The sequence below is a fragment of the Vibrio sp. B1-2 genome (assembly GCF_963888445.1).
Lineage (GTDB): Bacteria > Pseudomonadota > Gammaproteobacteria > Enterobacterales > Vibrionaceae > Vibrio > Vibrio anguillarum.
This window is the reverse complement of sequence record NZ_CAWPJH010000040.1, coordinates 59,585-83,069: the sequence shown is the minus strand read 5'-3', so window position 1 is coordinate 83,069 and position 23,485 is coordinate 59,585. Positions and strand designations below refer to the sequence as shown.

Annotated in this window: 23 protein-coding genes and 2 tRNA genes; 9 read left to right on the top strand and 16 right to left on the bottom strand. The window is 44.4% G+C overall.

What is annotated here, in order from left to right:
• Window positions 1–173: 173 nt before the first annotated feature.
• A complete protein-coding gene (gene nhaC, locus AACQ75_RS11965) occupies window positions 174–1,610 on the top strand; it encodes a Na+/H+ antiporter NhaC (protein ID WP_017048541.1) in 1,437 nt (478 codons plus the stop codon).
• A gap of 110 nt (window positions 1,611–1,720) precedes the next feature.
• Here nhaC and AACQ75_RS11960 read toward each other — a convergent pair whose 3' ends face one another.
• Both AACQ75_RS11960 and yejK read right to left on the bottom strand, forming a co-directional pair.
• A complete protein-coding gene (locus AACQ75_RS11960; protein ID WP_020977731.1) occupies window positions 1,721–2,917 on the bottom strand; it encodes an Hpt domain-containing protein in 1,197 nt (398 codons plus the stop codon).
• Window positions 2,918–3,090: 173 nt separating this feature from the next.
• Window positions 3,091–4,092 (bottom strand): nucleoid-associated protein YejK, encoded by a 1,002-nt coding sequence (yejK, locus tag AACQ75_RS11955; RefSeq protein WP_017042553.1) that lies wholly within the window; start codon window positions 4,090–4,092, stop codon window positions 3,091–3,093.
• Window positions 4,093–4,176: 84 nt separating this feature from the next.
• Here yejK and AACQ75_RS11950 point away from each other — a divergent pair, with 84 nt between their 5' ends.
• From AACQ75_RS11950 to AACQ75_RS11940, 3 genes are all read left to right on the top strand, one after another.
• Entirely contained in the window at window positions 4,177–4,401 is a 225-nt protein-coding gene (locus AACQ75_RS11950) for a YejL family protein (RefSeq protein WP_013856392.1), read from the top strand.
• A 24-nt stretch (window positions 4,402–4,425) separates the two neighbouring features.
• The gene (locus AACQ75_RS11945; RefSeq protein ID WP_017049110.1) at window positions 4,426–6,231 is read left to right on the top strand and encodes a DUF3413 domain-containing protein; all 1,806 of its coding nucleotides are present in this window, start codon (window positions 4,426–4,428) and stop codon (window positions 6,229–6,231) included.
• Window positions 6,232–6,293: 62 nt separating this feature from the next.
• Window positions 6,294–6,370, top strand: a tRNA-Pro gene (locus AACQ75_RS11940).
• Window positions 6,371–6,424: 54 nt separating this feature from the next.
• Here the strand turns inward: AACQ75_RS11940 and AACQ75_RS11935 are convergent.
• Together AACQ75_RS11935 and AACQ75_RS11930 are read right to left on the bottom strand one after the other, a co-directional pair.
• A complete protein-coding gene (locus AACQ75_RS11935; RefSeq protein WP_170888707.1) occupies window positions 6,425–8,734 on the bottom strand; it encodes an FdhF/YdeP family oxidoreductase in 2,310 nt (769 codons plus the stop codon).
• A 10-nt stretch (window positions 8,735–8,744) separates the two neighbouring features.
• Window positions 8,745–9,635: a formate dehydrogenase accessory sulfurtransferase FdhD gene (locus AACQ75_RS11930; protein WP_047687838.1), complete on the bottom strand. Its 891-nt coding sequence runs from the start codon at window positions 9,633–9,635 to the stop codon at window positions 8,745–8,747.
• Between the two features lie 525 nt (window positions 9,636–10,160).
• On the opposite strand from AACQ75_RS11930, the gene AACQ75_RS11925 reads away from it, so the two are divergent.
• Window positions 10,161–10,251: transfer RNA gene (locus AACQ75_RS11925), tRNA-Ser, on the top strand.
• A gap of 225 nt (window positions 10,252–10,476) precedes the next feature.
• The gene (locus tag AACQ75_RS11920; protein ID WP_026028272.1) at window positions 10,477–10,704 is read left to right on the top strand and encodes a hypothetical protein; all 228 of its coding nucleotides are present in this window, start codon (window positions 10,477–10,479) and stop codon (window positions 10,702–10,704) included.
• Window positions 10,705–10,778: 74 nt separating this feature from the next.
• Here the strand turns inward: AACQ75_RS11920 and AACQ75_RS11915 are convergent, their stop codons facing one another.
• Window positions 10,779–12,731, bottom strand: coding sequence for a DNA topoisomerase III (locus tag AACQ75_RS11915; RefSeq protein ID WP_170888706.1), 1,953 nt, complete (start codon window positions 12,729–12,731; stop codon window positions 10,779–10,781).
• An 83-nt stretch (window positions 12,732–12,814) separates the two neighbouring features.
• On the bottom strand, window positions 12,815–13,147 hold the full coding sequence (locus AACQ75_RS11910; RefSeq protein ID WP_010318865.1) for a Grx4 family monothiol glutaredoxin: 333 nt from the start codon (window positions 13,145–13,147) through the stop codon (window positions 12,815–12,817).
• A gap of 242 nt (window positions 13,148–13,389) precedes the next feature.
• On the opposite strand from AACQ75_RS11910, the gene sodB reads away from it, so the two are divergent.
• The 3 genes from sodB to AACQ75_RS11895 all read left to right on the top strand — a co-directional run bounded on the left by sodB (window position 13,390) and on the right by AACQ75_RS11895 (window position 15,460).
• Window positions 13,390–13,974, top strand: a complete 585-nt coding sequence (sodB, locus tag AACQ75_RS11905) for a superoxide dismutase [Fe] (protein ID WP_010318866.1) — start codon at window positions 13,390–13,392, stop codon at window positions 13,972–13,974.
• Window positions 13,975–14,096: 122 nt separating this feature from the next.
• Window positions 14,097–14,600 (top strand): VC2046/SO_2500 family protein, encoded by a 504-nt coding sequence (locus AACQ75_RS11900; protein WP_026028396.1) that lies wholly within the window; start codon window positions 14,097–14,099, stop codon window positions 14,598–14,600.
• 233 nt (window positions 14,601–14,833) lie between these two features.
• Window positions 14,834–15,460, top strand: a complete 627-nt coding sequence (locus AACQ75_RS11895) for an SDR family oxidoreductase (RefSeq protein WP_370685854.1) — start codon at window positions 14,834–14,836, stop codon at window positions 15,458–15,460.
• A gap of 33 nt (window positions 15,461–15,493) precedes the next feature.
• Here the strand turns inward: AACQ75_RS11895 and AACQ75_RS11890 are convergent, their stop codons facing one another.
• The 10 genes from AACQ75_RS11890 to ccmA form a co-directional block, all read right to left on the bottom strand.
• Window positions 15,494–16,258, bottom strand: a complete 765-nt coding sequence (locus AACQ75_RS11890) for an MlaA family lipoprotein (RefSeq protein ID WP_013856383.1) — start codon at window positions 16,256–16,258, stop codon at window positions 15,494–15,496.
• A gap of 69 nt (window positions 16,259–16,327) precedes the next feature.
• On the bottom strand, window positions 16,328–17,545 hold the full coding sequence (gene ccmI, locus AACQ75_RS11885) for a c-type cytochrome biogenesis protein CcmI (protein WP_017048529.1): 1,218 nt from the start codon (window positions 17,543–17,545) through the stop codon (window positions 16,328–16,330).
• A complete protein-coding gene (locus AACQ75_RS11880) occupies window positions 17,545–18,042 on the bottom strand; it encodes a cytochrome c-type biogenesis protein (RefSeq protein ID WP_017042542.1) in 498 nt (165 codons plus the stop codon). The genes ccmI and AACQ75_RS11880 overlap by 1 nt, the downstream gene beginning before the upstream one ends.
• A complete protein-coding gene (locus AACQ75_RS11875) occupies window positions 18,042–18,593 on the bottom strand; it encodes a DsbE family thiol:disulfide interchange protein (protein ID WP_013856380.1) in 552 nt (183 codons plus the stop codon). The genes AACQ75_RS11880 and AACQ75_RS11875 overlap by 1 nt, the downstream gene beginning before the upstream one ends.
• Window positions 18,594–20,549 carry a heme lyase CcmF/NrfE family subunit gene (locus tag AACQ75_RS11870; RefSeq protein WP_170888705.1) on the bottom strand — a complete coding sequence of 652 codons (1,956 nt, stop codon included), beginning with the start codon at window positions 20,547–20,549 and terminating at the stop codon, window positions 18,594–18,596.
• On the bottom strand, window positions 20,546–21,031 hold the full coding sequence (gene ccmE, locus AACQ75_RS11865) for a cytochrome c maturation protein CcmE (RefSeq protein ID WP_013856378.1): 486 nt from the start codon (window positions 21,029–21,031) through the stop codon (window positions 20,546–20,548). Before ccmE ends, AACQ75_RS11870 begins: the two co-directional genes overlap by 4 nt.
• Complete coding sequence (ccmD, locus tag AACQ75_RS11860; RefSeq protein ID WP_013856377.1) at window positions 21,028–21,234, bottom strand: heme exporter protein CcmD; 207 nt, start codon at window positions 21,232–21,234, stop codon at window positions 21,028–21,030. Before ccmD ends, ccmE begins: the two co-directional genes overlap by 4 nt.
• A 2-nt stretch (window positions 21,235–21,236) precedes the next feature.
• Window positions 21,237–21,989 (bottom strand): heme ABC transporter permease, encoded by a 753-nt coding sequence (locus AACQ75_RS11855; protein WP_019280903.1) that lies wholly within the window; start codon window positions 21,987–21,989, stop codon window positions 21,237–21,239.
• Window positions 21,990–22,100: 111 nt separating this feature from the next.
• On the bottom strand, window positions 22,101–22,769 hold the full coding sequence (ccmB, locus tag AACQ75_RS11850) for a heme exporter protein CcmB (RefSeq protein WP_013856375.1): 669 nt from the start codon (window positions 22,767–22,769) through the stop codon (window positions 22,101–22,103).
• On the bottom strand, window positions 22,766–23,389 hold the full coding sequence (ccmA, locus tag AACQ75_RS11845) for a cytochrome c biogenesis heme-transporting ATPase CcmA (RefSeq protein WP_026027245.1): 624 nt from the start codon (window positions 23,387–23,389) through the stop codon (window positions 22,766–22,768). The genes ccmB and ccmA overlap by 4 nt, the downstream gene beginning before the upstream one ends.
• Window positions 23,390–23,485: the final 96 nt, after the last annotated feature.

Here is a 23,485-nt window from a genome sequence, read left to right as displayed (position 1 = left end):
ATTAAATTTAACTATTATCAACATTTAACATCGAAGATTAACCACTTGAACGACATAAATCACATCCGAGGTGTTTGATGTCGATATATTATGCTAACTATTGTAAAGTGCGATCGAACTCAATAAGGGCACCGTTCTGTCCTTAGATCATAAATCTGACAAGAGGCTCTTTTATGACGCAAGCCCCTCAACGCCTACCTAGCTTAATTCAAGTAATTATTGCTCTAGGCTTGTTTTTGTTACTCGCGTTTTCGTTTACAGCTCAACTCGATCTCCCTATCCAACTGGCCTTATACATTGGCTGGTTCATCATTATTGTGCTCGGTGTTCGTTTAGGTCACCAATATAAAGAATTAGAAAAAGCAGCACTGAATGGTATTTCTAATGGTTTAGGTGCCGTGTTGATACTTTTAGCTGTTGGCGCATTAGTTGGTACTTGGATCTCCGGCGGGATCGTGCCGACCATCATTTACTACGGTCTTCAAGCAATCCATCCTTCTATTTTCCTTCTTGCAACGATGATCATCTGTTCTCTCACCGCTTTAGCAACTGGAACCTCATGGGGTGCAGCTGGTACCGCGGGGATTGCCATGATGGGGATTGGTCAGGGTCTTGGCGTTCCAGCACCAATCACCGCTGGCGCAGTACTTTCAGGTTGTTACTTTGGTGACAAAATGTCGCCATTATCTGATTCCGTTATTCTTGCGTCTTCGATGTCTAACGTTGAAGTGATGGAGCACATTAAAGGTATGCTGCCGATAGCGCTTATCAGCTACGTGATCACGGGTATCATGTTTACCTTATTTGGTTTCCACTATGCGGGTAACGTAGACATGTCTCAAGTACAAAGCGTGATTGAGGCGATGGAACAGCAGTTTTACATTACCCCATACTCTTTTGTGCCAGTGCTGATTGTACTTGGCTTGCTTGCGATGAGAATGCCTTCGTTTCCTGTAATTAGCTTTGGTTCTTTGCTGGGCATCATTTGGGCTGTGATGATCCAAGACGTAGACTTCTTGCAAGCTTTCAATACCGCATGGGCACCTTACAATATTGAATCTGGCGTTGGCTTCATTGACTCAATCTTAAACCGAGGCGGCATGTCCTCTATGCTTGGTTCTGTTGCCGTGATTGTCTTTGGTCTCGGGTTTGGTGGATTGCTAGATAAAGTGGGTGTGCTTGAAACCATCGCAAAACTGTTTGAGCGCCGCGTGACAAGCGCAGGTTCACTGGCAACCAGTACCATTGGTACTGCATTTATGGGCAACGTTTTTGGCTCAGCTATGTATGTTTCACTCATCCTGACCCCTAAAATCTGTGCCAAGAACTATGATCGTTTAGGCTATCAGCGTAAGAACCTATCACGTAACGCTGAATTTGGTGGCACACTCACCTCCGGTATGGTGCCATGGAGCGATAATGGCATCTACATGGCGAGCATTCTAGGCGTTGCAACGCTCTCATATGCCCCCTTTATGTGGCTAAGCTTTGTCTGTATTTTGGTGACCATTTTTACCTCTTACATGGGTTGGTTTGTTGATAAATGTGAACCTACTGCACCAGCAGATAGTGCTGAACAAGCACCGGTTCTCAACCAACAGTCAGCCTAGCAGAGTATTGCAAAAGTCATTGAACTAAAAAACCATTAAAAAAGAGCTCAACTGAGCTCTTTTTTACTACAAGCAGAATCACCATTTAAAGCTGACACGATAGAACTGGCTTATCGTTTTCTTTGATCAAGGTAGTGTTGCGCACTGGCTATAGCGGCCGCTAATTGCGTCGTTAATAACCCCAGTTGACTCTCCGTAGGTCGTTGCTTCTGACTAAGTCGCAGCTCTATTTCTGACGCTATCTGCTTGAGAGAACGGCAACCAAGATTGCCCGCGACGCCTTTCAGGCTATGTGCTCGGCGTTGAGCAGCCTCCAAATCAGAATGCACCAATCTTTTCAATTCAGTGGCATCATGCTGATGATCTTGTATAAATACGCTCAACAGTAGAGTGACAGACTCAACATCGCCATTGAGAGTTATGAGCATGGATTCAATATCGATGGCCAAATCATCAGAAAGATCCGATGTTTCCACCTGTGGTTCTTCTGTAGACAAAACACGACTGGGATTTATCTCAGATGACGCATCCTCTTTCGCAGCACTGGGAACTTTATTAACATGAGAACGAGTTAAAACTGATGACCGAAACATCAACCAACCCAGCAATAGCATAACACCACCACTTAACCCCGTGACAAGATAAGCATAGATGTTTAAAAGACGATGGTATTGGTTTTCAACATGGATAAGCTGATTGTAAATAGAATGATTGATTAAATTGTCGACCAAACGTGCACCTTGGGCGTATTGATTCAGTAAATCAGACGCTTGTGCTAATGTCTGCTCTAACTCTTTTTTCTGAATGGCTGGTAAAGATTGCCCATCCACATAGAGTTTATCTAATGCTCGATAGATGCCCGGATTTTGCTCAGTGTCACTGAACATCGCTTCAAATACATAAGCGCCTAACACCACATACATTTGCTTGAGTTGTTCTGAATTAGTGGGATTGTCGCGCAGCACTTGTAGGCGTTCAACCAAGGGTTGAATGTTAAGCTCAATCGACAAATACGATTTGGTCAGTGTGATATAGCGATCAGTCACATGGAGCAATTGCTGAATATCTGGTCGCCATGAAAAATCTCGGTGCTCAACTTCCAGCTGTAGCCTAAGTGAATAGAGTAGCTGCACATTCAGCGCGATATCATTCGCTCGCGTCGAACGATAAGGCTCTTTAAAATAGAGTGAACTTTTAAGTTCTTCAACACTGTAATGTAACTCTTTCACCGCATGCATGGCTTGGTAGCTTAAATGGCTTTGCCAAAACACAAGACCAACGGAGATTAACCAACCAAACAGAATCACTCCATACGATCTCATGCTGAATCGTTTTGATTTCTTTTGCCCAAACACTGTGATTACCAATTTGTACTTGTAATTAATACAAGCATAAACCTAAAGTTTGGACCGTGCTGAGTTGTACATCGGGAGAAAAGACAAAAAAGAGAGCCATATCAAGCTCTCTTAGTGGTAAACGATTAACGCTGACGCGTTAACTGTTCTCTTAAATTCGGTGGCGTGCCTTTGATGGTTAACGTGTCGCTTTCAGGATCATAAAAGATACGCTCTCCCAATAACAAGCTATCAAAGCTCACATTCAAACCGCCCCCTGCACCGACAAACTTGGTTAGTTTACGCACGGTAGAACGATCACCAGGAAAGCTCTCTTCCAGTTCATAGCCATGTGCCTGAGTATATTCGAAAAAACCCGTGCCGTCTTGGCTAGCAGGTAATTCACCAGACAACTCACGAATATGAACCTCTTCACCGGCTTTAATTTGCTCATTGCAGTAATCGTAAACCTGCTTCTTGTAACCGATCGCTTCATCTTTTTCTAGCTTAGAATCCGTGCAAAAATCCTGTACCGCTTGCATCAGTACTTGATTTTGCACTTTGGTATCTAACCCGACATCGGCTTGCAGAAAATCAAGAAAGAAATCCGACACTTTTCGACCAACGCGACCTTTGATATAGGCAAGGTAACGGTTTGAGTTTTTGTCCGTTTCAAAACTTGAGAGGTCAAGACGCGCTGCGATATCCATTTTGTTGATATCAAGATAATCTGTCGCGCTAATGTCGAGCCCCTCTGTTACTTTCAAACTTTGGTTGAGAGGTAAAAGCCCAATAAATAGGTAATCGGTAGCCAGTGACTGATATTCGGCCATCACTAAGATCCCTTCATCAGCAAACGGATACTTTGATAATTCATCTTTCAGCCGTTGAGCACTGATTTGTGAAAAATCGTAAAAATCACGCTCACCTTGACGAAGTTCTTGCAACCAAGTTTGAAAATCACTGTCCGACTTAAACGAACCAAAACCTTTGCTCGCTTTCGAATTAAACACGCGATGCAACTCAGCCACTAAATTTTCGGCAGACGTATCATTATCTAAAGATTGAGAGCGGTATTTAACCACCAACTCATCTTGCTCGTTTTTGCTTAATTGGTGCAAAATCACGTTGGAAAGGTGAAGACTCATAGTGAAATTATCATCGTTCTGGTTTCAGTTGTAAGGCATTGTAGGTTATCATAAGCCGCTTTTACTATCATAATTAGAGTCTTTATGCCTATTACATCTAAATACAGCGACGAAAGAATTGAAAATATCCTGACAGAAGTTGCTGCCATCCTCGCTAAACATAGTGCTTCCCCTGAGCTTACTCTCATGATTGCGGGAAACATTGCAACGAATGTCTTAAACCAAAACGTTGCCGCTTCACAGCGTAAGGCGATTGCGGAAAAATTTGCTCAGGCATTGATGTCGTCTTTAGAAACTACTACTCACTAATAGAATGCATAGATAGAAAATCACATGGCAGATAGCGAAAATACATACGGTGAACGCGTATCACGGTTGGTTGGTTGGGGGCATTGGTTTGCTTTCTTCAATATCATTGCAGCAATGCTTATTGGTACTCGATATATCGTACAATCACCATGGCCTGAAACCTTGTTGGGGCAGTTTTATTTAGCTGTGTCTTGGGTCGGCCATTTTGGATTTTTGGTCTTTGCACTCTATCTGCTGGTTTTATTTCCTCTGACATTCATCATTCCGTCGCGCAAACTATTTCGCTTCGTGGCGGTCTGTTTTGCAACGTTAGGACTCACACTCTTATTAATCGATACCCAAGCTTATCAAGCAATCAACCTGCACTTAACACCGATTGTATGGGAACTGCTTTTTAGCGATGAGACCAGCGCTATCACCGCCGACTTACAGCATCTGTTTGTGGTCATGCCGCTCATTTTCCTCTTACAACTTGGGCTTTCGGAGTGGGTCTGGCGTAAGCAGCGAAAACTATCGCATAAACACGTTGGCCGACCCATCGCGGCGGTATTTTTCATTAGTTTTATTACCAGCCACCTTATTTACGTTTGGTCTGATGCGTATTTAGAAACATCAGTGACCAGCCAAAAATCAAACTTCCCGCTCTCCTATCCAATGACGGCAAAATCGTTCATGGAAAAACACGGTCTATTTGATCGTGATGTGTACTTAAAGCGTTTGAAGGATAATGAAGAGAACCTTAACATTGTTCGTTATCCTCTTGAGCCTCTTCAATTTGGCCGCAGAGCAAATAATCTCAATATTTTGCTAGTGAGTGTCAATAATTTAAGAAGTGATGTGCTGACAGCTGAAATCATGCCCAACACTTACCAATTTGCGACAGAAAATTTGAAGTTTAATAATCATTACAGCTCGAGTAATGACATGTTTGGGATCTTTGGCTTGTTTTATGGATTGCCAAGCAGTTATGCCAACGCCATTCGTTCACAAGGTACCCCTCCGATACTGATAGATGTATTGAAAAAACAGAATTATCAGTTTGGCCTCTTTAGTGGCGATAATTTTGACGACACCTTATATGAAGAGACGATTTTCCGCACTTTAACGGTCTCTAAAGCTCCTTTTGATCAAGAATCGAGCACAGATAACCAAACTATACAACGCTGGCATAAATGGGTATCCGAGCAAACCGAACAACCCTGGTTCAGCTATTTGGAGTTGACGACCGTTGACAACTTTAATGACTTTGACCCTCGGTCAAGTAAAGGTAGTGCCAGCGATCGCCTGCGTGCTGGTTACAATAACTCGGTCAATGCAGCCGACCAAGAAATAGGTCTGCTGCTCACTAAGATTGACGAATTACAATTGCAAGACAATACGCTGATTGTGATCACCTCAAATCATGGCGCGGAGTTTAACGAGACAAAAACCAACAGCTGGGGTGCTAACAGCAATTACAGCCGATACCAGTTACAAGTGCCGATGATCATCCATTGGCCTGGGAAAATGGCAGGGGAATACTCACACCGTTCAAGTCACTTAGATTTTTCAGTCACGCTTTTACAGGATCTGTTAGGTGCTTCATCCAACCCCATTGAATTTAGCAGTGGTAGAAACTTGTTTGATGAAAACAAAAGGAAGTGGATCTTAGCCGGTGATGCCCGTGAATTAGCTTTGATTACCGATACCCAAACGACTCTCATTGATAAATTTGGCAACTTCAAGCTGTTTGATGAAAACTATCAACGTCAGAAAGACTCTAGCCCAGCGTTACCTGTACTGATGCAAGGCTTAACTGAATTGCAGAGATTTTACGCCAAAGATAATTAAATCAGGTCGTTAGCAAGATTATCTCTTGACGCTAAAGGGATAAATGATTAGATTACGCCAATCGGACTGTAGCGCAGCTTGGTAGCGCACCGTCATGGGGTGTCGGGGGTCGGAGGTTCAAATCCTCTCAGTCCGACCATACACCTAAAAAAAGAGAGCTTCGGCTCTCTTTTTTGCTTTAGTATCTGATTTTTTAGTCTGTTTGAACTAACAGTGGTGCAACTTTGGTTGGGTGAATGACAACGGCAATAGATTTTGATGTCGGGGTATCACTAAAGTCGCCTTTACTGCTCAATGGAATGAGTGCATTTGCCTCAGGGAAATAGGCCGCTACATTCCCTTGAGGAATTACATAGGCGACCACTTTGAAGCCCAAAATTTCACGTTTAATACCATCATCCCACAGTGTCTCAATATCGACTCGTTCACCCGCTTTTAATTGCAGCTGCTCAATATCTTTTTCATTCATGAAGATGACATTACGTTCGCCAAATACACCTCGGTAACGATCATCCAAACCGTAAACCGTGGTGTTGTACTGATCGTGCGAACGCATCGTCTGCAACACAAAAATCGGTTTCTTGGTCATCTGCTGAGTTTTAAGCGGAACGATAGATTCAGGAAGTGCATTGCTGCTTATCTGCGCTTTTCCTGTGGGTGTTTTCCAATTAAATTCACGCGCTGAATTACCAAGATAAAAACCGCCAGGCCCTTTGAGCCGCTGATTAAAATTGGCAAATCCTGGGATAATCTTTTCAATCAAATCTCGAATGTTATCGTAATTATCGGCCATGGATTGCCAATCGATTGGATTTCCCTCCCCTAAGGTCGCTTTTGCCATTCCTGCGATAATGGCAGGCTCTGAGCGCATCATCTCTCCTGTAACATCAATTCGCCCAGAAGAGGCATGAACCATGGAGAATGAATCTTCAACGGTAATTTTCTGTGGCCCCTGAGCCTGAATATCAATATCTGTCCGACCTAAACAAGGCAGGATCAACGCATCCTTGCCCGGGTTGACATGACTCCGATTCAGTTTAGTCGCAATGTTTACGGTCAAATTACAGTTTTTCATTGCTTGTGCGACACGCTCGGTATCGGGCGCAGCAGCAACAAGGTTTCCTCCTAAACCGATAAAGACTCTACTTTCACCCCGTAGCATCGCCTCAATAGCATTAACTACATTATGGCCATGCGCTTTTGGTGGCGTAAAGCCCAGTACTTTTTCAATATTGTCGAGTAGAAATTCAGGCGGTTTTTCATTAATTCCAACCGTGCGGTCACCTTGCACATTTGAGTGACCACGGACAGGACATACCCCAGAACCATCCTTACCAATTTGGCCAAACAGTAATTGTAGATTGACCAACTCTTGTATGGTTGCCACCGAATGCTTATGCTGAGTCACCCCCATTGCCCAAGTTACGATCACGCGTTTAGCGCCTTGGTAAATATCTGCCACCAGCTCTAGCTCTTGTTGCGTGAGCCCAGATTGTTCAATAATACTTGACCACGGCGTAGCCTGCACCATGGCTAAATAAGACTCCATCCCTTCGGTATGCTGAGCAATGAAATCAAGATCGAATATCGATTCACCGCAGGCCTGTGCTTGCTGATGACGAGCAAGAAGAATTTTCACTAAGCCACGAACCGCCGCCATGTCTCCGCCTAATTTAGGAGTGAAATAATGGCTAGTGGTCGGTGTTGAACCATTGCTTAACATTTCAAAAGGATTTTGCGGGTTAGTAAAACGCTCCAATCCTCGCTCTTTTAAATTATTAAACGCAACAACCCGAGCTCCACGCTTATAGGCTGACGCCAGTGTTTCCAACATACGAGGGTGATTCGTTCCTGGGTTTTGTCCAAATAAAAGAATCGCATCGGATTCTTCAAAATCCTCAATAGTCACAGTTCCCTTACCAATGCCAATCGAGCGAACCAAGGCGACGCTCGTAGCTTCATGGCACATGTTTGAGCAATCAGGAAAATTATTGGTACCAAACCGGCGCGCAAACAACTGGTATAGAAATGCAGCTTCATTACTCGCGCGGCCTGATGTATAAAATTCCGCCTGATTTGGACTAGCGAGTTGATTGAGGTGTTGTGCAACCAGTGCAAACGCCTCATCCCAGCAGATTGGCTCATAGTGATCCGTTTGAGCGTTATAGCGCATTGGTTCCGCTAAACGCCCTTGAGATTCGAGAAAATAGTCGCTCTGCTTATTGAGCCAAGTGACCGAATATTGCCTAAAGAAATCCGCCCCAACGCGTCGAGAAGTGGCTTCCCAGTTGACGGCCTTAGCGCCATTTTCGCAAAAACGAAAACGCCCTGGGACATGTTTTTCACCCCAAGCACAGCCCGGACAGTCAAAACCATGGTCTTGGTTGGTTTTTAAAAGATTGGAAATATTTTTGGCAACATTATGACTTTTCAATAGATGATGCGCGGTGCTTTTTAGCGCTCCCCAACCACCAGCCGAACCGGTATATTGTTTAATACTCATATTCTTCTTCTCACTCTTTCACTGACTGCAAACGTGCATGACCATGGTATATATTGAACTGATTTTTTTTGATAAAACCAATCAGTGTCATATCGAACTGACGCGCCATATCGAGCGCTAAACGTGATGGCGCACCAACAGCCACCACCACTGAAATGCCAGCAATGGCCGCTTTTTGCATTAACTCAAAACTCACTCGGCCGCTAAGAATCAATACCCCTTGCGGGTGCCAACGTTGCTCACTCAAAATTCGACCAATCAACTTATCCACTGCGTTATGGCGGCCCACATCTTCGGCAACGGCAATCAACTCGCCATTCACGAAGTAACCCGCACCATGCACCGCCCCCGTTTTTGCAAACAGTGGTTGATGAGCAAGAAGCAGATTAGGAAGCGCAATAACAACATCAGAAGAGAGCCATTTCGGGCTATCATCAACACGAATTTCTCGCCTCAAACTCAAGGCTCGGATGGATGTCATACCGCAAATGCCACAGCTCGACTGGCTCATATAACGACGGGCCTGATGCTGAATCACATCAGTGTATGGATGATTGAGCGTGACCAACCAGTGATTCTGGCCATGGCGTGATTCGTCGTCAACCAATTCCATATTGAGTATATGGTCATATGAATCGATCACTTGCTGCGTGTAAAGTAAGCCACCGATGAGATGGGCATCGTCACCGGGCGTTCGCATTGTCATGCTCCACTCTTCGATATGCAGCTTGTTAGTAACCGTATCATTCCATTGCAAACTGATTTGTAAAGGCTCTTCAATAGCAAGAATATCGTATTCATTTTGAAACCCTATTTTGGAATCAAAACGTTGGCGATAAATGCGTTCAGTCCCCTCAGGTTGAGCATCATGAGGGTCATTGGTTGTCGTTTCTTCTAGCATGGTTCTTTTTATTGACTGATTTCAATCATCAGCATAGGTGAGTGCAAGATAAACTCCTGCAAACACTCTGTACTTAATGATTGGAAATGGAAGCAGTGCCTTAAACACAGGAAGCTGCAAATTACTCCTCACCTTGCGCAGGGTCAAGAAAGCCATCTTTTGGCTATGGTTCAGGTTTAGTACCATTTCCCTGCCAGTTTTAGCTTGTTACCCGTCATTCCCAGAGGTTCAAGCATTATATGAACATAAAAGCATAAAAAAGAAATAACATTCCATTTATGAAACTCCGGTAGCCTGATACTACAAGAGAGCATCAGGCAAACATCGTAAGAATTCACCGTTAAGCCAGCAACCAAATCAAAAATGCACCATAACGAAGCACGCATTAATGTACGTTTTTTCTCCAACAAGGCGCTAAGAATCAAGCTATTAGTGGGAAATTATCGTCAATTGTATACAAAACCAGCAAACGATCAGCTCAAGACTTTACAAAGTAAAATTGCCTCGCTATTATGCGCACCACACGGAGAGATGGCTGAGTGGTTTAAAGCACCGGTCTTGAAAACCGGCGATGGTTAATAGCTATCCTAGGGTTCAAATCCCTATCTCTCCGCCACTTTTAAGAAAAGCCGCTGTTTTTACAGCGGCTTTTTCGTATCTGATTAACATCATTTTCTCATACTGATATTTTATTCCACGCACCAGTTGCCATTCATTAGATAAGTACCCTCTCCATTCATCACATACCAAAGGTGTATTTTTTAGAAACTGGCATCAAATATGCTTCCCATTATTCAACGGTTATGTCGTAATTAATGACATGGTTAGAGAGGAGAAGTGTATGAGCCATCTCTATAAGATTGAATCCTACAGTGAAGAAGCGGTCAGCTCGATTGCCCAGTTTATCCGTTCTAAAGGTGGAAGATGCTGTATTGCTGGTTTTGCCGTGATAACAAGCCACCCTTTTCAAGAGCGCGAGGCGTGGCGTTTACTACCACTTGTCGGCAAAGTGACTGACAATGTAACCGATTGGGATACCAGCCTTTTTTATCGAAAATGTGATAATTAGCTCGTCAGGTCGGTGAATATCTTACCTAATTCGCAGGCCTCAGCTTACTTAGCGACCGATTCTTTGATGTCATTTTATTGAGCCGAATTACGTTGATAACGCGTGGTTTTGCTGGATTTACGTATCTTTCGTTTGAATGCAGGGCGCTCCACTTTGGGCAATGAGCGAAGCGACTCTGGCACTGCGCCCGATTTCGCCTGTTCCATGATCTGAATAATGCGCTCTTGCAGCACTTGCATAAAGGGTTGATACGCTTGCCCACGTTCAGCCATCGCTTGCAATTGATGCTCCCAATGGGCGGTCATATCAGGATAAGTTGATTCATTTGGCAGCGCATGAATTAAACCCCTTCCCGCTGACGAGCTTAGAATCAGTTTACCTTGACGTGTTAAGAGTTGCCGCTTGAATAAAGTGTCAAGGATCCCCGCTCGCGTCGCTTCCGTACCCAAACCATCGGTTTCACGTAAGATTTTTTTCAGCTCTTTATCTTCAACATAGCGAGCAATTCCCGTCATCGCTTGTAGTAAAGTCGCTTCAGTAAAATGACGAGGAGGCTCGGTTTTTCGATCGTGAATCTCCCCTTCTCGACACGTCAGCACCGTCCCTTTACTCAGTGGTGGAACGGTATCGACTCCGTTCTCTTCTTCATCGACTTTGCCTAACAAACTCTTCCAACCGGTTTCAACCAGTTGTCGCCCTGACGCAACAAAAAAGCCACCCGCAATATCAAACACCAGCTTGGCTTCGGCGTACACGGCGGCGGGATAAAATTGCATCAAGTATTGGCGCGCAATCAATTGGTATATTTTCATCTCATTTCCCGACAAGGCATTGACGGATGCCTGCTTTGGTGTGGGAATAATGGCATGGTGCGCGTCCACTTTCTTATCGTTCCATGCTTTGGATTTAAGAGCTAAGTTTGCGCCACTGACCGCCGTTAACAACTCTTTGGCGTTGCACGCGATAGCTTGAGTTACTGACGAAGCTTGAGCGTAATGTTCTTGTGGTAAGTAACGACAATCTGAGCGCGGATAGGTGATTAATTTATGCTTCTCATACAGAGATTGGCAAGTGTCTAACACTTGCTGGGCGCTCATTGCAAAGCGCTTCGCTGCATCAATTTGCAGTGCAGATAAGGAATAAGGTAACGGCGCGGCTTGCTTAGTTTGCTTTTGTTCGGCTTCAATCACTGTGGCGGGTTGCCCTGCGATGCGCTGTGCGACATTTTCCACCAACTTGCGGTTTAAGACTCGCCCTTCTTCATCTTGCCACGGCTGGCAAGCATCGCTGGGTTTCCAGCGCGCACGGATATCAAACGCCACTTGATCAGTTTGATAAGGGATTAACGCATGTAATGTAAAATAGTCTCGCGGGATGAAGTTTTCTATCTCCTCATCCCGACGTACCACAAGCCCGAGAATAGGAGTTTGTACCCGTCCAACCGACAAGACACCTTGATAGCCCGCTTTCTGCCCCAGCAAAGTATAAGCCCGTGACATATTCATGCCATACAACCAATCGGCTCTTGAACGCGCGAGCGCTGAAACCGATAAAGGGATGAATTCGCGGTTACTGCGCATCTGTTTCAGTGCACGCTGCACGGCTGGAAGGTTTAAATCGCTGATCAGTAGCCGCAATGCTTGCTCTTTTTTACTTTGGCTTACTTTGCAATAATCAATCACTTCATCAACTAATAGTTGCCCTTCGCGATCCGGGTCTCCTGCATGGATAATTTGCGATGCTTCTTTCAAAAGCTGACGAATCACAGTCAACTGTTTGCTCGATGTTTTGCGCGGTCTAAGCTGCCACTGTGAAGGAATGATAGGTAAGTCGAGTAAATTCCACTTTTTATAGCGTTCATCATAAACATCCGGCTCAACTTGCTCGAGTAAATGCCCAATACACCAAGTAACGATGTCGCCATTCGCACAACGAATGAAACCTTGATCTTTCTTGTGTGGTTTCGGCAGAGCATCGGCTATAGCGCGCCCTAAGCTGGGCTTTTCAGCAATGAATAAACGGGTCATAAACTCAAATCAACGCAAAAAATAAGGCCACATTAACCAATGTGACCTTAATAAATCAAGAAAAACTGTTATTTTATACAGTATTACTCTTCATTGCCTGCACGTGCAGCGGCTTCTTTCACTAAAGGTTGCAGTTCGCCTTTTTGGAACATTTCGATAATGATGTCACAACCACCAATCAACTCACCTTCAATCCACAATTGTGGAAAAGTAGGCCACTGTGCGTATACAGGCAGCTCAGCGCGGATATCTGGGTTTTGCAGAATATCCACATAAGCAAATTTCTCACCGCAAGCCATCAAAGCCTGCGCAGCTTGAGAAGAGAATCCGCAACTTGGTAGCTTAGGAGAGCCTTTCATGTATAGCAGAATGGCATTTTCTTCAAGTTGCTGTTTAATTTTATCAATAGTTTCCATTGCTTCCTCTTAATGGGGATAGTGCGGTTTGTTACTGACATTCTAAATCATTAATAGAGAATAAAAAGCACATATTATTTATGGATATCCTGCCTATACAACAATTTTCAACATTAGGACTTTTAATAAAGTAAAAACTTGCTAAAATACCTTCAAGTCAGTCGTATCGACGAATATCATTATAATATCTGGAAGCTACTGAAAGAGACTTTCACTCTTTCTACACAACGGAGAATCGAGCAATGTCATTCGAATTACCAGCTTTGCCTTACGCTAAAGACGCTCTAGAACCACACATTTCAGCCGAAACACTAGATTTCCACCACGGTAAGCACCACAACACTTACGTTGTGAAGCTTAACGGCCTTATCCCTGGCACTGAATTTGAAGGTAAATCTCTCGAAGAGATCATCAAGACTTCAACTGGTGGCGTATTTAATAACGCCGCTCAAATTTGGAACCACACCTTCTATTGGCACTGCCTTGCACCAAATGCAGGTGGCGAACCAACAGGTGCCGTTGCAGACGCAATCAACGCCGCATTTGGTTCTTTTGAAGCTTTTAAAGCAAAATTCACTGACTCAGCGATCAATAACTTTGGTTCATCTTGGACTTGGTTGGTGAAAAATGCGGATGGTTCTTTAGAGATCATCAACACTTCAAATGCAGCCACACCACTGACTCACGAAGGTGTGACTCCGCTACTGACGGTTGATCTGTGGGAACACGCTTACTACATCGATTACCGTAACCTACGCCCTGACTACATGAATGGTTTCTGGGCACTGGTTAACTGGGCATTCGTTGCAGAAAACCTAGCAAAATAACCTTTTCCCCTTGGATTGGTATTTAGTCATATGAAAAGCCTGCTTTATCGCAGGCTTTTTTGTTATTTTATCTAAAGTTATCTGCTTTCTCGCCGCTAAAAGTGCATCGGTTGGAGAGGCAAATGCAAGTACATACATTAGATAAAGCCAGTATTATAAACGAGCTTCAATTTGGCTCGGGGCTAAGCCATGCTGTCCAGCAAGGACGCCGTGCAGACTTTGCACTCATACTGTCGATGTTTTCTAACGATGTACGCGACAACACTCCTGTTGAACGTATTGAAAACCCACCCACTAGCGATGAATTGTTACGTAAGCGATTTGAGCTTACGGAGCCTCAAGCACTGCGTTCCGACCAAAGCTCTTACGCTGTTTCAGCAAAACAGGCCGAGCTTTTCCATCACGGAGGGCTCGCCAGTGCGAAACTCAGCCACTACTTGACTCCTGAAGTACTCGCCTATTTGCCTGAAGATACGCATGATTTACCCGAAGAGGTATATCTTAATCTGTCAGGACATGAGCGAAGGCATCTTGCCTCCCCCTCAAACGTTGAGCTCTTAGTTGCCGATCTGTCGGTTCAACTCACCGTTGCCCACCGGCGAGATCAGATCCGCACCCAAGTTTGATGTCTTGTATGTAACACAAAACGACATTCTCTAGATCAGAATGTGAATATGACCAAAAAAAACACATACCACGCTCGCTTAGGCTGAGTAATTTGATGTTATTCACACCCTACCCACAGTTAATCAACCATCCTATTGAGACTAAATCCCGCTACAACAATAAAACAAACAATAGGGTGAGGCACCCAATGGATATAAAAAGTGCAATAATATTAATCACTTCAGCAAGTTCGATGCTTGGTAGCACGCTGGCCGTTCATTTCGCACATTTAGGTGCAAAAATTATTTTGTGTGACCAAGACAAATTTGGATTAATGGAAACCTTTGCTCGTTGCAAAGCGATCTCTCAGGATGTTCATTATTACCACACACCAGATTACTCTTTAGAAACGATCCATCGGCTGTTCGATTTTATTGATCAAACCTATCATGGGGCACCGGATGTACTGGTCAATAATTGGCCAAATGCATCCCTCCCACCCTTGATAGGTGAACAACGAGCTGAAGTCTTTCTTCAGAAGCTCGCCATGATGGCCTCAACTTTATTCACTTTTGGTCAAGCAAGTGCTGAGCGAATGCGTATTAACAACAAGCCCGGTGTGATTGTGAACGTCATTTCTCAAAATGATGAGTATGACCTAGCGGGAATTGAAAATGCGAATTCTATGGTTTCTGGTTTCACGCAGAGTTGGGCAAAAGAACTAACCCCTTTCAACATAAGGGTCGGAGGCGTAGTGCCTAGCGCAAAAGGTGATGTAGATGAGAAGCCCCATTGGGCTGAGCTGCAAGATGAATTGATCCGCAATACGGAATACATCGTCGCTAACGAATACTTTAGCGGACGTGTGATGTCGGCCTAGCTAGCAGTACAAGGCCGACCTACATGGGTATGATTAAAACCCTTCTTCCAGATAATCGTCGAGATACTCTTCTTCCGATTCATCATACGTTTGGGTATCAATTTCTGCTTTAAAATCTTGGCGTTGTAAATAAACATCGCGAGTTAATGAATATGGATCTGGGGAGTTTTCCAACGTCACTTCTTGGGGAACGAGCCTTGCTCGGGTCTCCAATCCTTCCAGAGCCCATTTGCCTAGGCCAGCCCAGACATTGAGATAAGAAAGTGGTACATACAAGCCATCCACAACATCTGTGGTTTCTCGAATCGTGTAGGGCCCGTATCCAGGAATCATTAAATATGGACCATTACCAACACCATAATGGCCTACCGCATCACTAAACGCTTTTTCATTGTGTTTGGTGATGCCCGCTTCTGACGCAATATCAATCATCCCAAACAGGCCTAAGGTGCTATTAATCCAAAAGCGGTTAAAGTGGTCAACGGCTTTCGTACCATTACCCATCAATATGTTGTTGATAATGCTTGAAGGTTCATCAAGGTTTGACAGAACATTGGCGATCGTTTTTCTAATGGGGTGTGGAATGTAATCCACGTAGGCAATCGCAACAGGGCGAACCAAGTATGGATCGATATAATCGTAGTTGATTGTCCACATTGATCGGTTAAAAACCTCAAAAGGATCGCCCGACTGCGTTTGATTTGATTCGGCTGACGTTGAATCCGGAGCGCTTGCACACCCTGCTAATACGAAAAGGAACAGCATAGGGCATATCAGTCGGGATAGGCGGCTTATCATTATTTATTTCCATGTATAAAGGCCGATGATACATCGGCCTATCAATACGTTAATTGTATATAAGTGCTATTAATACTGCTTATTGATCACAACTTCAACAGGTTGACCGAGGCTCATGGGAGCACTTTCACCAAACCAATCACCTTGTTTGGTTGAAACATTGCCATCAGTATCCAAGCGTACTCGAACAATAAGCTGTGCAAGGTCGGATAACTTCCGACCCTGAACCATGCTATTGCTATCATCTAACACAACCTTAATAGGGAATTGAGTCAGTGGATAACGCGCTGCGGCAACAGGCATAGGTGCACCATCAGAACTGTGCACAGAGACTATGAGTACTGCATTTTGTTCAAGAGTCACACCATCACCGAGTGAGATGGTGACAGGAACCATTTTCCCATCGATAGCTTTAGGCTGCATTTTGCTTTGTGCTCTTTCAATACTGCGCGAAAGCATCTCATAACGGCTATCTTCAGGGCCAATCATCTGCTGCATTAATCGCCAATACTTCATCGCCGCTGGGTAATCCTGGCGTTCAAACGCATCAAACGCAAGTAGTGAAAACACGCGTAGATCAACATAATCTTGTTGTACTAATGCCGTTAAAATTTCACGTGCTTGATTTTGGTCAAGCTCATCTTGTGACAACATTAATGCTTGCGCATAGCCCAACTTCACATCTGCATCTTTTGGATCTAACGCATACGCTTTTTTCATTGAGCCAATCGATGTTTCTATATCTCTGTTAGCAAGTCCAATACGTCCAAGCAGCAACCACCCGGTCGCATCTTGAGGCTGATAATGCAGACGAGTGCGCAGCGCCAGTGTGAGATCATCCATCTCATCATCACTTAAGGCAGCACCTTCTGGTGACATCATTTTTTTTGAGAGTGCAGGTAAGTTAGCGTTCACTTGCTGCCACTGCTCTACTTGACTAGCCGCGCCAAATTTTAGGTAAAAGCCATAGCTTAAGATAACGACCAATAAAATCGAGGGGATCAAAACAACCATCGGTGATACATGTGAAGAATTTCCTTGCACCGATTGCGCAGGAATATCATCCAATAGTGCCTGTTTCAGATCAGCAATCAGCTCTTGTTCGCTGTCAACCAACCCTTCTTGCGTCTCTTCGTGTAACTCTGCAAGGCGGTTTTTAAAGATCGCTTTGTTCAATTCGTCACGCAGCGCTGCATCGTTGTTCGCTCTGTTTTTGAGGATTGGCAGTGCAATGAAGACACAACCAAAGAAGGTCAGAATGAGGGTAGATAACCAAAAAAACGTCATTATTGTTTGTCTCCATGCTTCTCATCATCAACCGCATCTTCGGCGAGCAACTGATTTAATCGCTCTTCCTTTTCGGCATCCCAAACTTCACCATTTTGAGCGGTTGATGCTTTACGACGTTTGCTGCGTAATACAATAAAACCAAAACCCAGAAACACCACACTCAAAGGACCTAGCCATAAGATGGAAGTCGCCAAAGTCAACGGTGGGTTATAGGTCACAAAGTTGCCGTAACGTGCAATCATGTAGTCAACAATGTCTTGTTCAGACTTACCTTGCTTGGTCATTTCATAGACTTTATTACGTAAGTCCTGTGCTAATGCAGCATTTGAGTCGGCAATAGTATTGTTTTGACACTTTGGACAACGCAATGTATTACTCAACTCTTTGAATTGCTGCTCTTGCTGTGGGTTATCAAACTCGTACACTTCAATTGCAGATTGCACAGAAAATACCAAAGCAAAGCTAGCAATGATCGATAATATAAAACGCTTCATTACTTCGCTTCCTCTAGAAGTTTCTGATACATAGGTTGCAAAGTTGTTTGCCAATTGGTTGGATTAACATCCCCCACATGGCGGTAACGAATAACGCCGTTGGCATCAATGAGAAAGGTTTCCGGCGCACCGTAAACGCCGAGATCTAACCCTAGCATACCATTACCATCGAACAGGCTGATCAAGTAAGGATTACCTAGCTCATTTAACCATTGAACCGCTTTATCTCGTTGATCTTTATAATTTAAGCCTATAATTTTTACACCATCACCCGCCAACCGATTGAGATATTGATGTTCGGCATAGCAGGTCGGGCACCAAGTTGCCCAGACGTTCAGCAGCAAAGGCTCCCCTTTAAATATCGCTTGGTCATACAGCTTGCCGGGTTCAGCTAAATCTTCCAAACGAAATTCAGGCACAGACTTACCAATCAGAACCGACTCCAATTTTGTGGGATCATCACCTTCGGTATTTTTGACCAACTGAGTAACAAACACGGCAACTAGACCAAGAAAAGCCACCAATGGAATAAATAGAATTTTCTTGTTCATCTACGCCTCCTGTTGGGAGCTTTTTCTAAAGCGGTAGCGTTTGTCACTGATAGCTAGCGCACCACCTAATGACATCAATAAAGCACCAGCCCAGATCCAACGTACAAATGGTTTGTAATAAATTCGGATCGCCCATGAATGACCATCTTCTAATCGCTCACCCATTGCAATGTACAAATCGCGAGTGATGCCACGATCGATGGCCGCTTCAGTCATCATTGACTTGGCAGTACGATAAAAGCGTTTTTCCGCATGGAGTGTATTCACGTATTGCCCATCCTGCGTAATTTCAAAATCGGCAATATAACCATCATAGTTCGAGCCATCTTTATCTCTTAACCCTTTGAAATAAAAGTTATATTGTTGGATTTCAAAAGATTCCCCAGGTGCTAGACGAACATCACGCTCGATACTGTAGTTTTGCACCATCGCAATACCAATCACAGTAACGGCAAGACCAACATGGCCTAACATCATGGCCCAGTGGCTACGTTGTAGTTTAGTCACCCCTATCATGAAGCTATGACGATGTGTCGCACGTTGGTGCAACTCGACAACGTGTAGCAAGATGATCCAAAACGCCATGACCCAGCCGATAAATGCCATCAAGCTAAAGCGTTCAGCTAGCAGGTACACCATAACCGCCGAAAGAATCAACGCCATCAGGCCACAAATCAACATCGGTTTCAAAAGCTTGGAAAAATTATCGCGCTTCCAACGGATCAGTGGACCGATCCCCAGCAAAAATGCAAATGGCACCATTAGCCATGCAAACAGCATGTTGAAGAAAGGCGCTCCTATTGATACGGAACCAAGGCCAATCTGCTTGTGGATTAAAGGTAACAAGGTGCCAACCAACACCACCACCAATGCCGCGATTAATAAGATGTTGTTGGAGAGCAGCGCATTTTCACGCGAGATCAATTCAGCATTGCCACGGACGCGCACTGCCGCACCTTTAACGGCAAACAATAGCAGTGAGCCACCGATGACAAACACCAAAAACCCAAGGATAAACAGGCCACGAGCGGGATCGGATGCAAATGCGTGTACCGAAACCAAAATACCAGATCGCACTAAGAATGTGCCCAGTAAACTGAGCGAAAATGCTGAAATTGCCAGTAACACTGTCCAAGCTTTGAATGTGCCACGTTTTTCTGTCACAGCAAGTGAGTGCATCAATGCCGTTCCCGCAAGCCATGGCATAAACGACGCGTTTTCTACTGGATCCCAGAACCACCAGCCACCCCAGCCAAGTTCGTAGTAAGCCCACCACGAACCTAGCGCGATACCTAATGTCAAAAATAACCACGCCGCAGTTGTCCAAGGACGAGACCAACGGGCCCATGCAGTATCCAAACGCCCGGTCATCAAAGAGGCTATTGCAAATGAGAATGCGACTGAAAAACCAACATATCCCATGTATAACATGGGTGGGTGAATGATTAGCCCAGGATCTTGTAGCAGCGGGTTTAAGTCACGACCATCAATTGGGAAATAGGGTAAGGTGCGTAAAAATGGATTCGAAGTCACGATGACAAACAGCAAGAATCCAACGCTGATCAGCCCCATAACGGATAAGACTCGCGCCACAGATTCTTGAGGCATACCACGGCTAAAGGTAGCCACCGCCACAGTCCATCCCGCTTGAATTAAAACCCACAGCAATAATGAACCTTCATGCGCCCCCCACACCGCTGTTAGACGGTAATACCAGGGTAATTGACTATTCGAATTACTCGCCACGTATTGTACCGTGAAGTCATTGACATAAAATGCCCACAGCAAAATGCTAAATGAGACCAATAGCAATGAAAACATTCCCCATGCTAATGGCCGCGCAGTATTCATCAGCATGGTATTGTTTTTAGAAGCACCAACAAGTGGAAGTAAGCTGAGTAATATGGCAAGCCCAAGTGAAACAATAAGGGCAAAATGTCCTATTTCAACAATCATTGAGCACTTCCTTGTTTTTGTTCCGAGCTATAGGTTAACGGCTCATGCGTTTTCTTCATTGCTTCAGCAATTTCCGGTGGCATATAGTTTTCATCATGCTTGGCTAGCACTTCAAACGCTTCCACTGTGGTGGCATCTTTCAATACGCCTTGCGCAACAATACCCTGACCTTCTCTAAACAAGTCGGGTAAGATGCCTTCATATTCGACCGTCACATTTGGACCAACATCGTGGAGCTGAAATCTTACTTTTAGTGAACCCGGATCTCTTTTCACAGAGCCCACCACCACCATGCCGCCAATGCGTAGCCGTTGACCCACTTCTGGCTTTGTCCCATCGGGTTTACCGTGTACAAGCTCGGTCGGCGTATAGAAAAGGTCCATATTTTGATTGAGTGCATACAACATCAAACCAATGGTGGCACCAGCCCCAATAATCAATGCCAAAATAATGGTGAGTCTTTTTTTACGTCTTGGGGTCATAAGGTGTTCTCCATATGCTTTGCAGCATCAATTCTGGCTTGGCGTTCAACCTTTGCTTGCACATCTTGCAACAAGGTTTTGCCACGCTTGATGCTGAGCATCAGTAAAATAAACATGGATAAAAAGGTAATGCCAAATGCACTCCATACATAGGCGGAGTAACCGCCCATCGCCAAGAAATCACTCAAAGAGTCAAAATGCATGATCAGTTACCTTTCTGTGTTTGAAGGGTTGCCAATTCGATAACCCAAGGGCGATGGCTCTCTTTACTGATAATTTCATTGCGTAAGCGGACCATAGTGACCGCAGCAAAAAAGAAAGCAAAACCAAAAATATTGAGCAGCAGTGGCCACAACATGTCACTGGATATGGAAGGCTTTTCAAATTTAGTAATCGTGGCACCTTGATGCAGGGTATTCCACCACTCAACGGAGAAATGAATGATAGGTAGATTGATCACACCAACGATGGCCAGCAGACCTGCGGCTTTTGCGGCTGTTTTTTGATCATCGAAAGCGTGGTAAAGCGCAATCACTCCCAAATAGAGAAACAGTAAAATGAGCTCAGACGTCAGACGAGCATCCCATACCCACCAAGTTCCCCACATCGGTTTACCCCAAATGGCTCCAGTAATTAACGCAATAAACGTAAATACCGCACCGATGGGCGCCATTGCAGCAGCGGCCATGTCTGACAGTTTTAATTGCCAAACTAGACCAATGAAAGCCGCAATCGCCATCGACATATAAATGCCCATTGACCAAATGGCGGAAGGGACATGAATGTAAATGATTCTGAAGCTGTCGCCTTGTTGATAGTCTGCCGGAGCATAAGCTAAACCAAGGATATTACCGACTACCAGGCATAAGATAGCAAGCCCTGCAAACCAAGGCAGGAACTTTCCACATAGCCGATAGGCGGATTCAGGCTTTGCATAGGGATGGAGCCATTTCCACATTGTATTGTCTCACTCTTACTTCATTGCTTCTGAGCATGTGTCTGCTCAGTTTATTGTGTTGTTGATACGCAACGCTCAAATGCATTGCTGAAAATATCGTTCGTACTTAATTTAGTTAACGCTGACTCTCAATGCTGCGCTAATAGCAAATGGAGTTAATGTTATCGCGCCCATAAACATTGCCCCCAAAACAGCCAATTGACCGTTGTAGAGCATGCCAAGCGATGCTGCATCAATAGCTGATGTAGCGAAGATTAAAATCGGGATATACAAGGGTAAGACCAGTAGGCTCAGCAACACGCCACCTTTTTGCAAGCCTACGGTCAATGCAACACCAATAGCACCGATAAAACTCAACGTTGGCGTGCCAATGAACAAAGTCAATACAACTGCAAGCCACGTATTAAAATCTAATGACAATAATACGGCTAACAATGGGCTAATTAAAATTAAAGGCAGTCCAGTCAATAACCAATGAGCCACGACTTTTGAAATAACGACTATGGGTAATGGCACTGGGATCAGCATCATTTGTTCAAGTGACCCGTCTTGAAAATCATCGCGAAACAGACGCTCAAGTGATAGTAGCGCCGACAGTAACGCCGCAACCCAAACAATACCTGCAGCGATACGGGCGAGCAAAGCAGGCTCTGGGCCGATACTCAGCGGGAATAGGGTGATCACTATGATAAAAAACCACAGTGGATTAAAAATATCGGCTTGACGTCGAAAGGCGATCAATAATTCACGACGGATGATCATCCCCATGGTCACGATCATGACTCATGCCCCAATTTAATTTTTCGCAATTGCGGATAGTTAGCAAACATATCTTGGTGTGTGGTCAATACAACAATGCCACCTTGTTGCGCATGCGCTAGAAATAAGGCTTCCAACACTTTGACACCTTGCTTATCAATCGCAGTTAACGGTTCATCTAAAATCCACAACTTTTGTTGACTGAGCCACAAACGAGCCAGCGCAACTCGGCGCTGTTGTCCGGCAGAAAGCTGGCCTGCAGCCACGTCTTCTCGGCCAGCTAAACCCACTTTAGCCAAGGCTTGATATATCTCTTGAGAAGACGATTCTGCATTATGCACTGATTGATAAAAATGAAGATTCTCGAATGCCGTCAAATCGCGCTTAACCCCAGTTTGATGACCAAGAAACAGTAAATCTTGGTGGTAATCATCACGATTAGACTCAATATTCATGCCATTCCACAAAATAGAACCATCCTCTCTATCACCTAACCCGGTAATAATTCGTAGTAAGGTCGTTTTACCTGTGCCGTTCCGTCCTTCAATCTGCACCAATTCGCCAGCATGAATCACAAAGCTAAGTGCTTCAAACAGAACTCTTTCATCACGAATTGCGGTCAGGTTATTTACTTCAAGCATGTGCATCTAAATCGAGAAATTTGAGCCGCTATATTAGCACACCACACCTAAGACAAAACATAATAAGACTATTACCAGTCACGAAACTAGGTAAGA

Excerpts from the sequence above, each read along its gene's own strand:
- AACQ75_RS11890 (WP_013856383.1), bottom strand. The coding sequence starts at position 16,258 with ATGATAAGCCGCCTATCCCGACTGATATGCCCTATGCTGTTCCTTTTC.
- AACQ75_RS11910 (WP_010318865.1), bottom strand. The coding sequence starts at position 13,147 with ATGGAAACTATTGATAAAATTAAACAGCAACTTGAAGAAAATGCCATT.
- AACQ75_RS11945 (WP_017049110.1), top strand. The coding sequence starts at position 4,426 with ATGGCAGATAGCGAAAATACATACGGTGAACGCGTATCACGGTTGGTT.
- AACQ75_RS11930 (WP_047687838.1), bottom strand. The coding sequence starts at position 9,635 with ATGCTAGAAGAAACGACAACCAATGACCCTCATGATGCTCAACCTGAG.
- AACQ75_RS11935 (WP_170888707.1), bottom strand. The coding sequence starts at position 8,734 with ATGAGTATTAAACAATATACCGGTTCGGCTGGTGGTTGGGGAGCGCTA.
- AACQ75_RS11915 (WP_170888706.1), bottom strand. The coding sequence starts at position 12,731 with ATGACCCGTTTATTCATTGCTGAAAAGCCCAGCTTAGGGCGCGCTATA.
- ccmD (WP_013856377.1), bottom strand. The coding sequence starts at position 21,234 with ATGCATTTTGACTCTTTGAGTGATTTCTTGGCGATGGGCGGTTACTCC.
- ccmA (WP_026027245.1), bottom strand. The coding sequence starts at position 23,389 with ATGCTTGAAGTAAATAACCTGACCGCAATTCGTGATGAAAGAGTTCTG.
- AACQ75_RS11920 (WP_026028272.1), top strand. The coding sequence starts at position 10,477 with ATGAGCCATCTCTATAAGATTGAATCCTACAGTGAAGAAGCGGTCAGC.
- yejK (WP_017042553.1), bottom strand. The coding sequence starts at position 4,092 with ATGAGTCTTCACCTTTCCAACGTGATTTTGCACCAATTAAGCAAAAAC.
- nhaC (WP_017048541.1), top strand. The coding sequence starts at position 174 with ATGACGCAAGCCCCTCAACGCCTACCTAGCTTAATTCAAGTAATTATT.
- AACQ75_RS11875 (WP_013856380.1), bottom strand. The coding sequence starts at position 18,593 with ATGAACAAGAAAATTCTATTTATTCCATTGGTGGCTTTTCTTGGTCTA.
- AACQ75_RS11900 (WP_026028396.1), top strand. The coding sequence starts at position 14,097 with ATGCAAGTACATACATTAGATAAAGCCAGTATTATAAACGAGCTTCAA.
- AACQ75_RS11950 (WP_013856392.1), top strand. The coding sequence starts at position 4,177 with ATGCCTATTACATCTAAATACAGCGACGAAAGAATTGAAAATATCCTG.
- AACQ75_RS11855 (WP_019280903.1), bottom strand. The coding sequence starts at position 21,989 with ATGTGGAAATGGCTCCATCCCTATGCAAAGCCTGAATCCGCCTATCGG.
- AACQ75_RS11895 (WP_370685854.1), top strand. The coding sequence starts at position 14,834 with ATGCTTGGTAGCACGCTGGCCGTTCATTTCGCACATTTAGGTGCAAAA.
- ccmI (WP_017048529.1), bottom strand. The coding sequence starts at position 17,545 with ATGACGTTTTTTTGGTTATCTACCCTCATTCTGACCTTCTTTGGTTGT.
- AACQ75_RS11880 (WP_017042542.1), bottom strand. The coding sequence starts at position 18,042 with ATGAAGCGTTTTATATTATCGATCATTGCTAGCTTTGCTTTGGTATTT.
- AACQ75_RS11870 (WP_170888705.1), bottom strand. The coding sequence starts at position 20,549 with ATGATTGTTGAAATAGGACATTTTGCCCTTATTGTTTCACTTGGGCTT.
- ccmB (WP_013856375.1), bottom strand. The coding sequence starts at position 22,769 with ATGATCGTGACCATGGGGATGATCATCCGTCGTGAATTATTGATCGCC.
- ccmE (WP_013856378.1), bottom strand. The coding sequence starts at position 21,031 with ATGACCCCAAGACGTAAAAAAAGACTCACCATTATTTTGGCATTGATT.
- sodB (WP_010318866.1), top strand. The coding sequence starts at position 13,390 with ATGTCATTCGAATTACCAGCTTTGCCTTACGCTAAAGACGCTCTAGAA.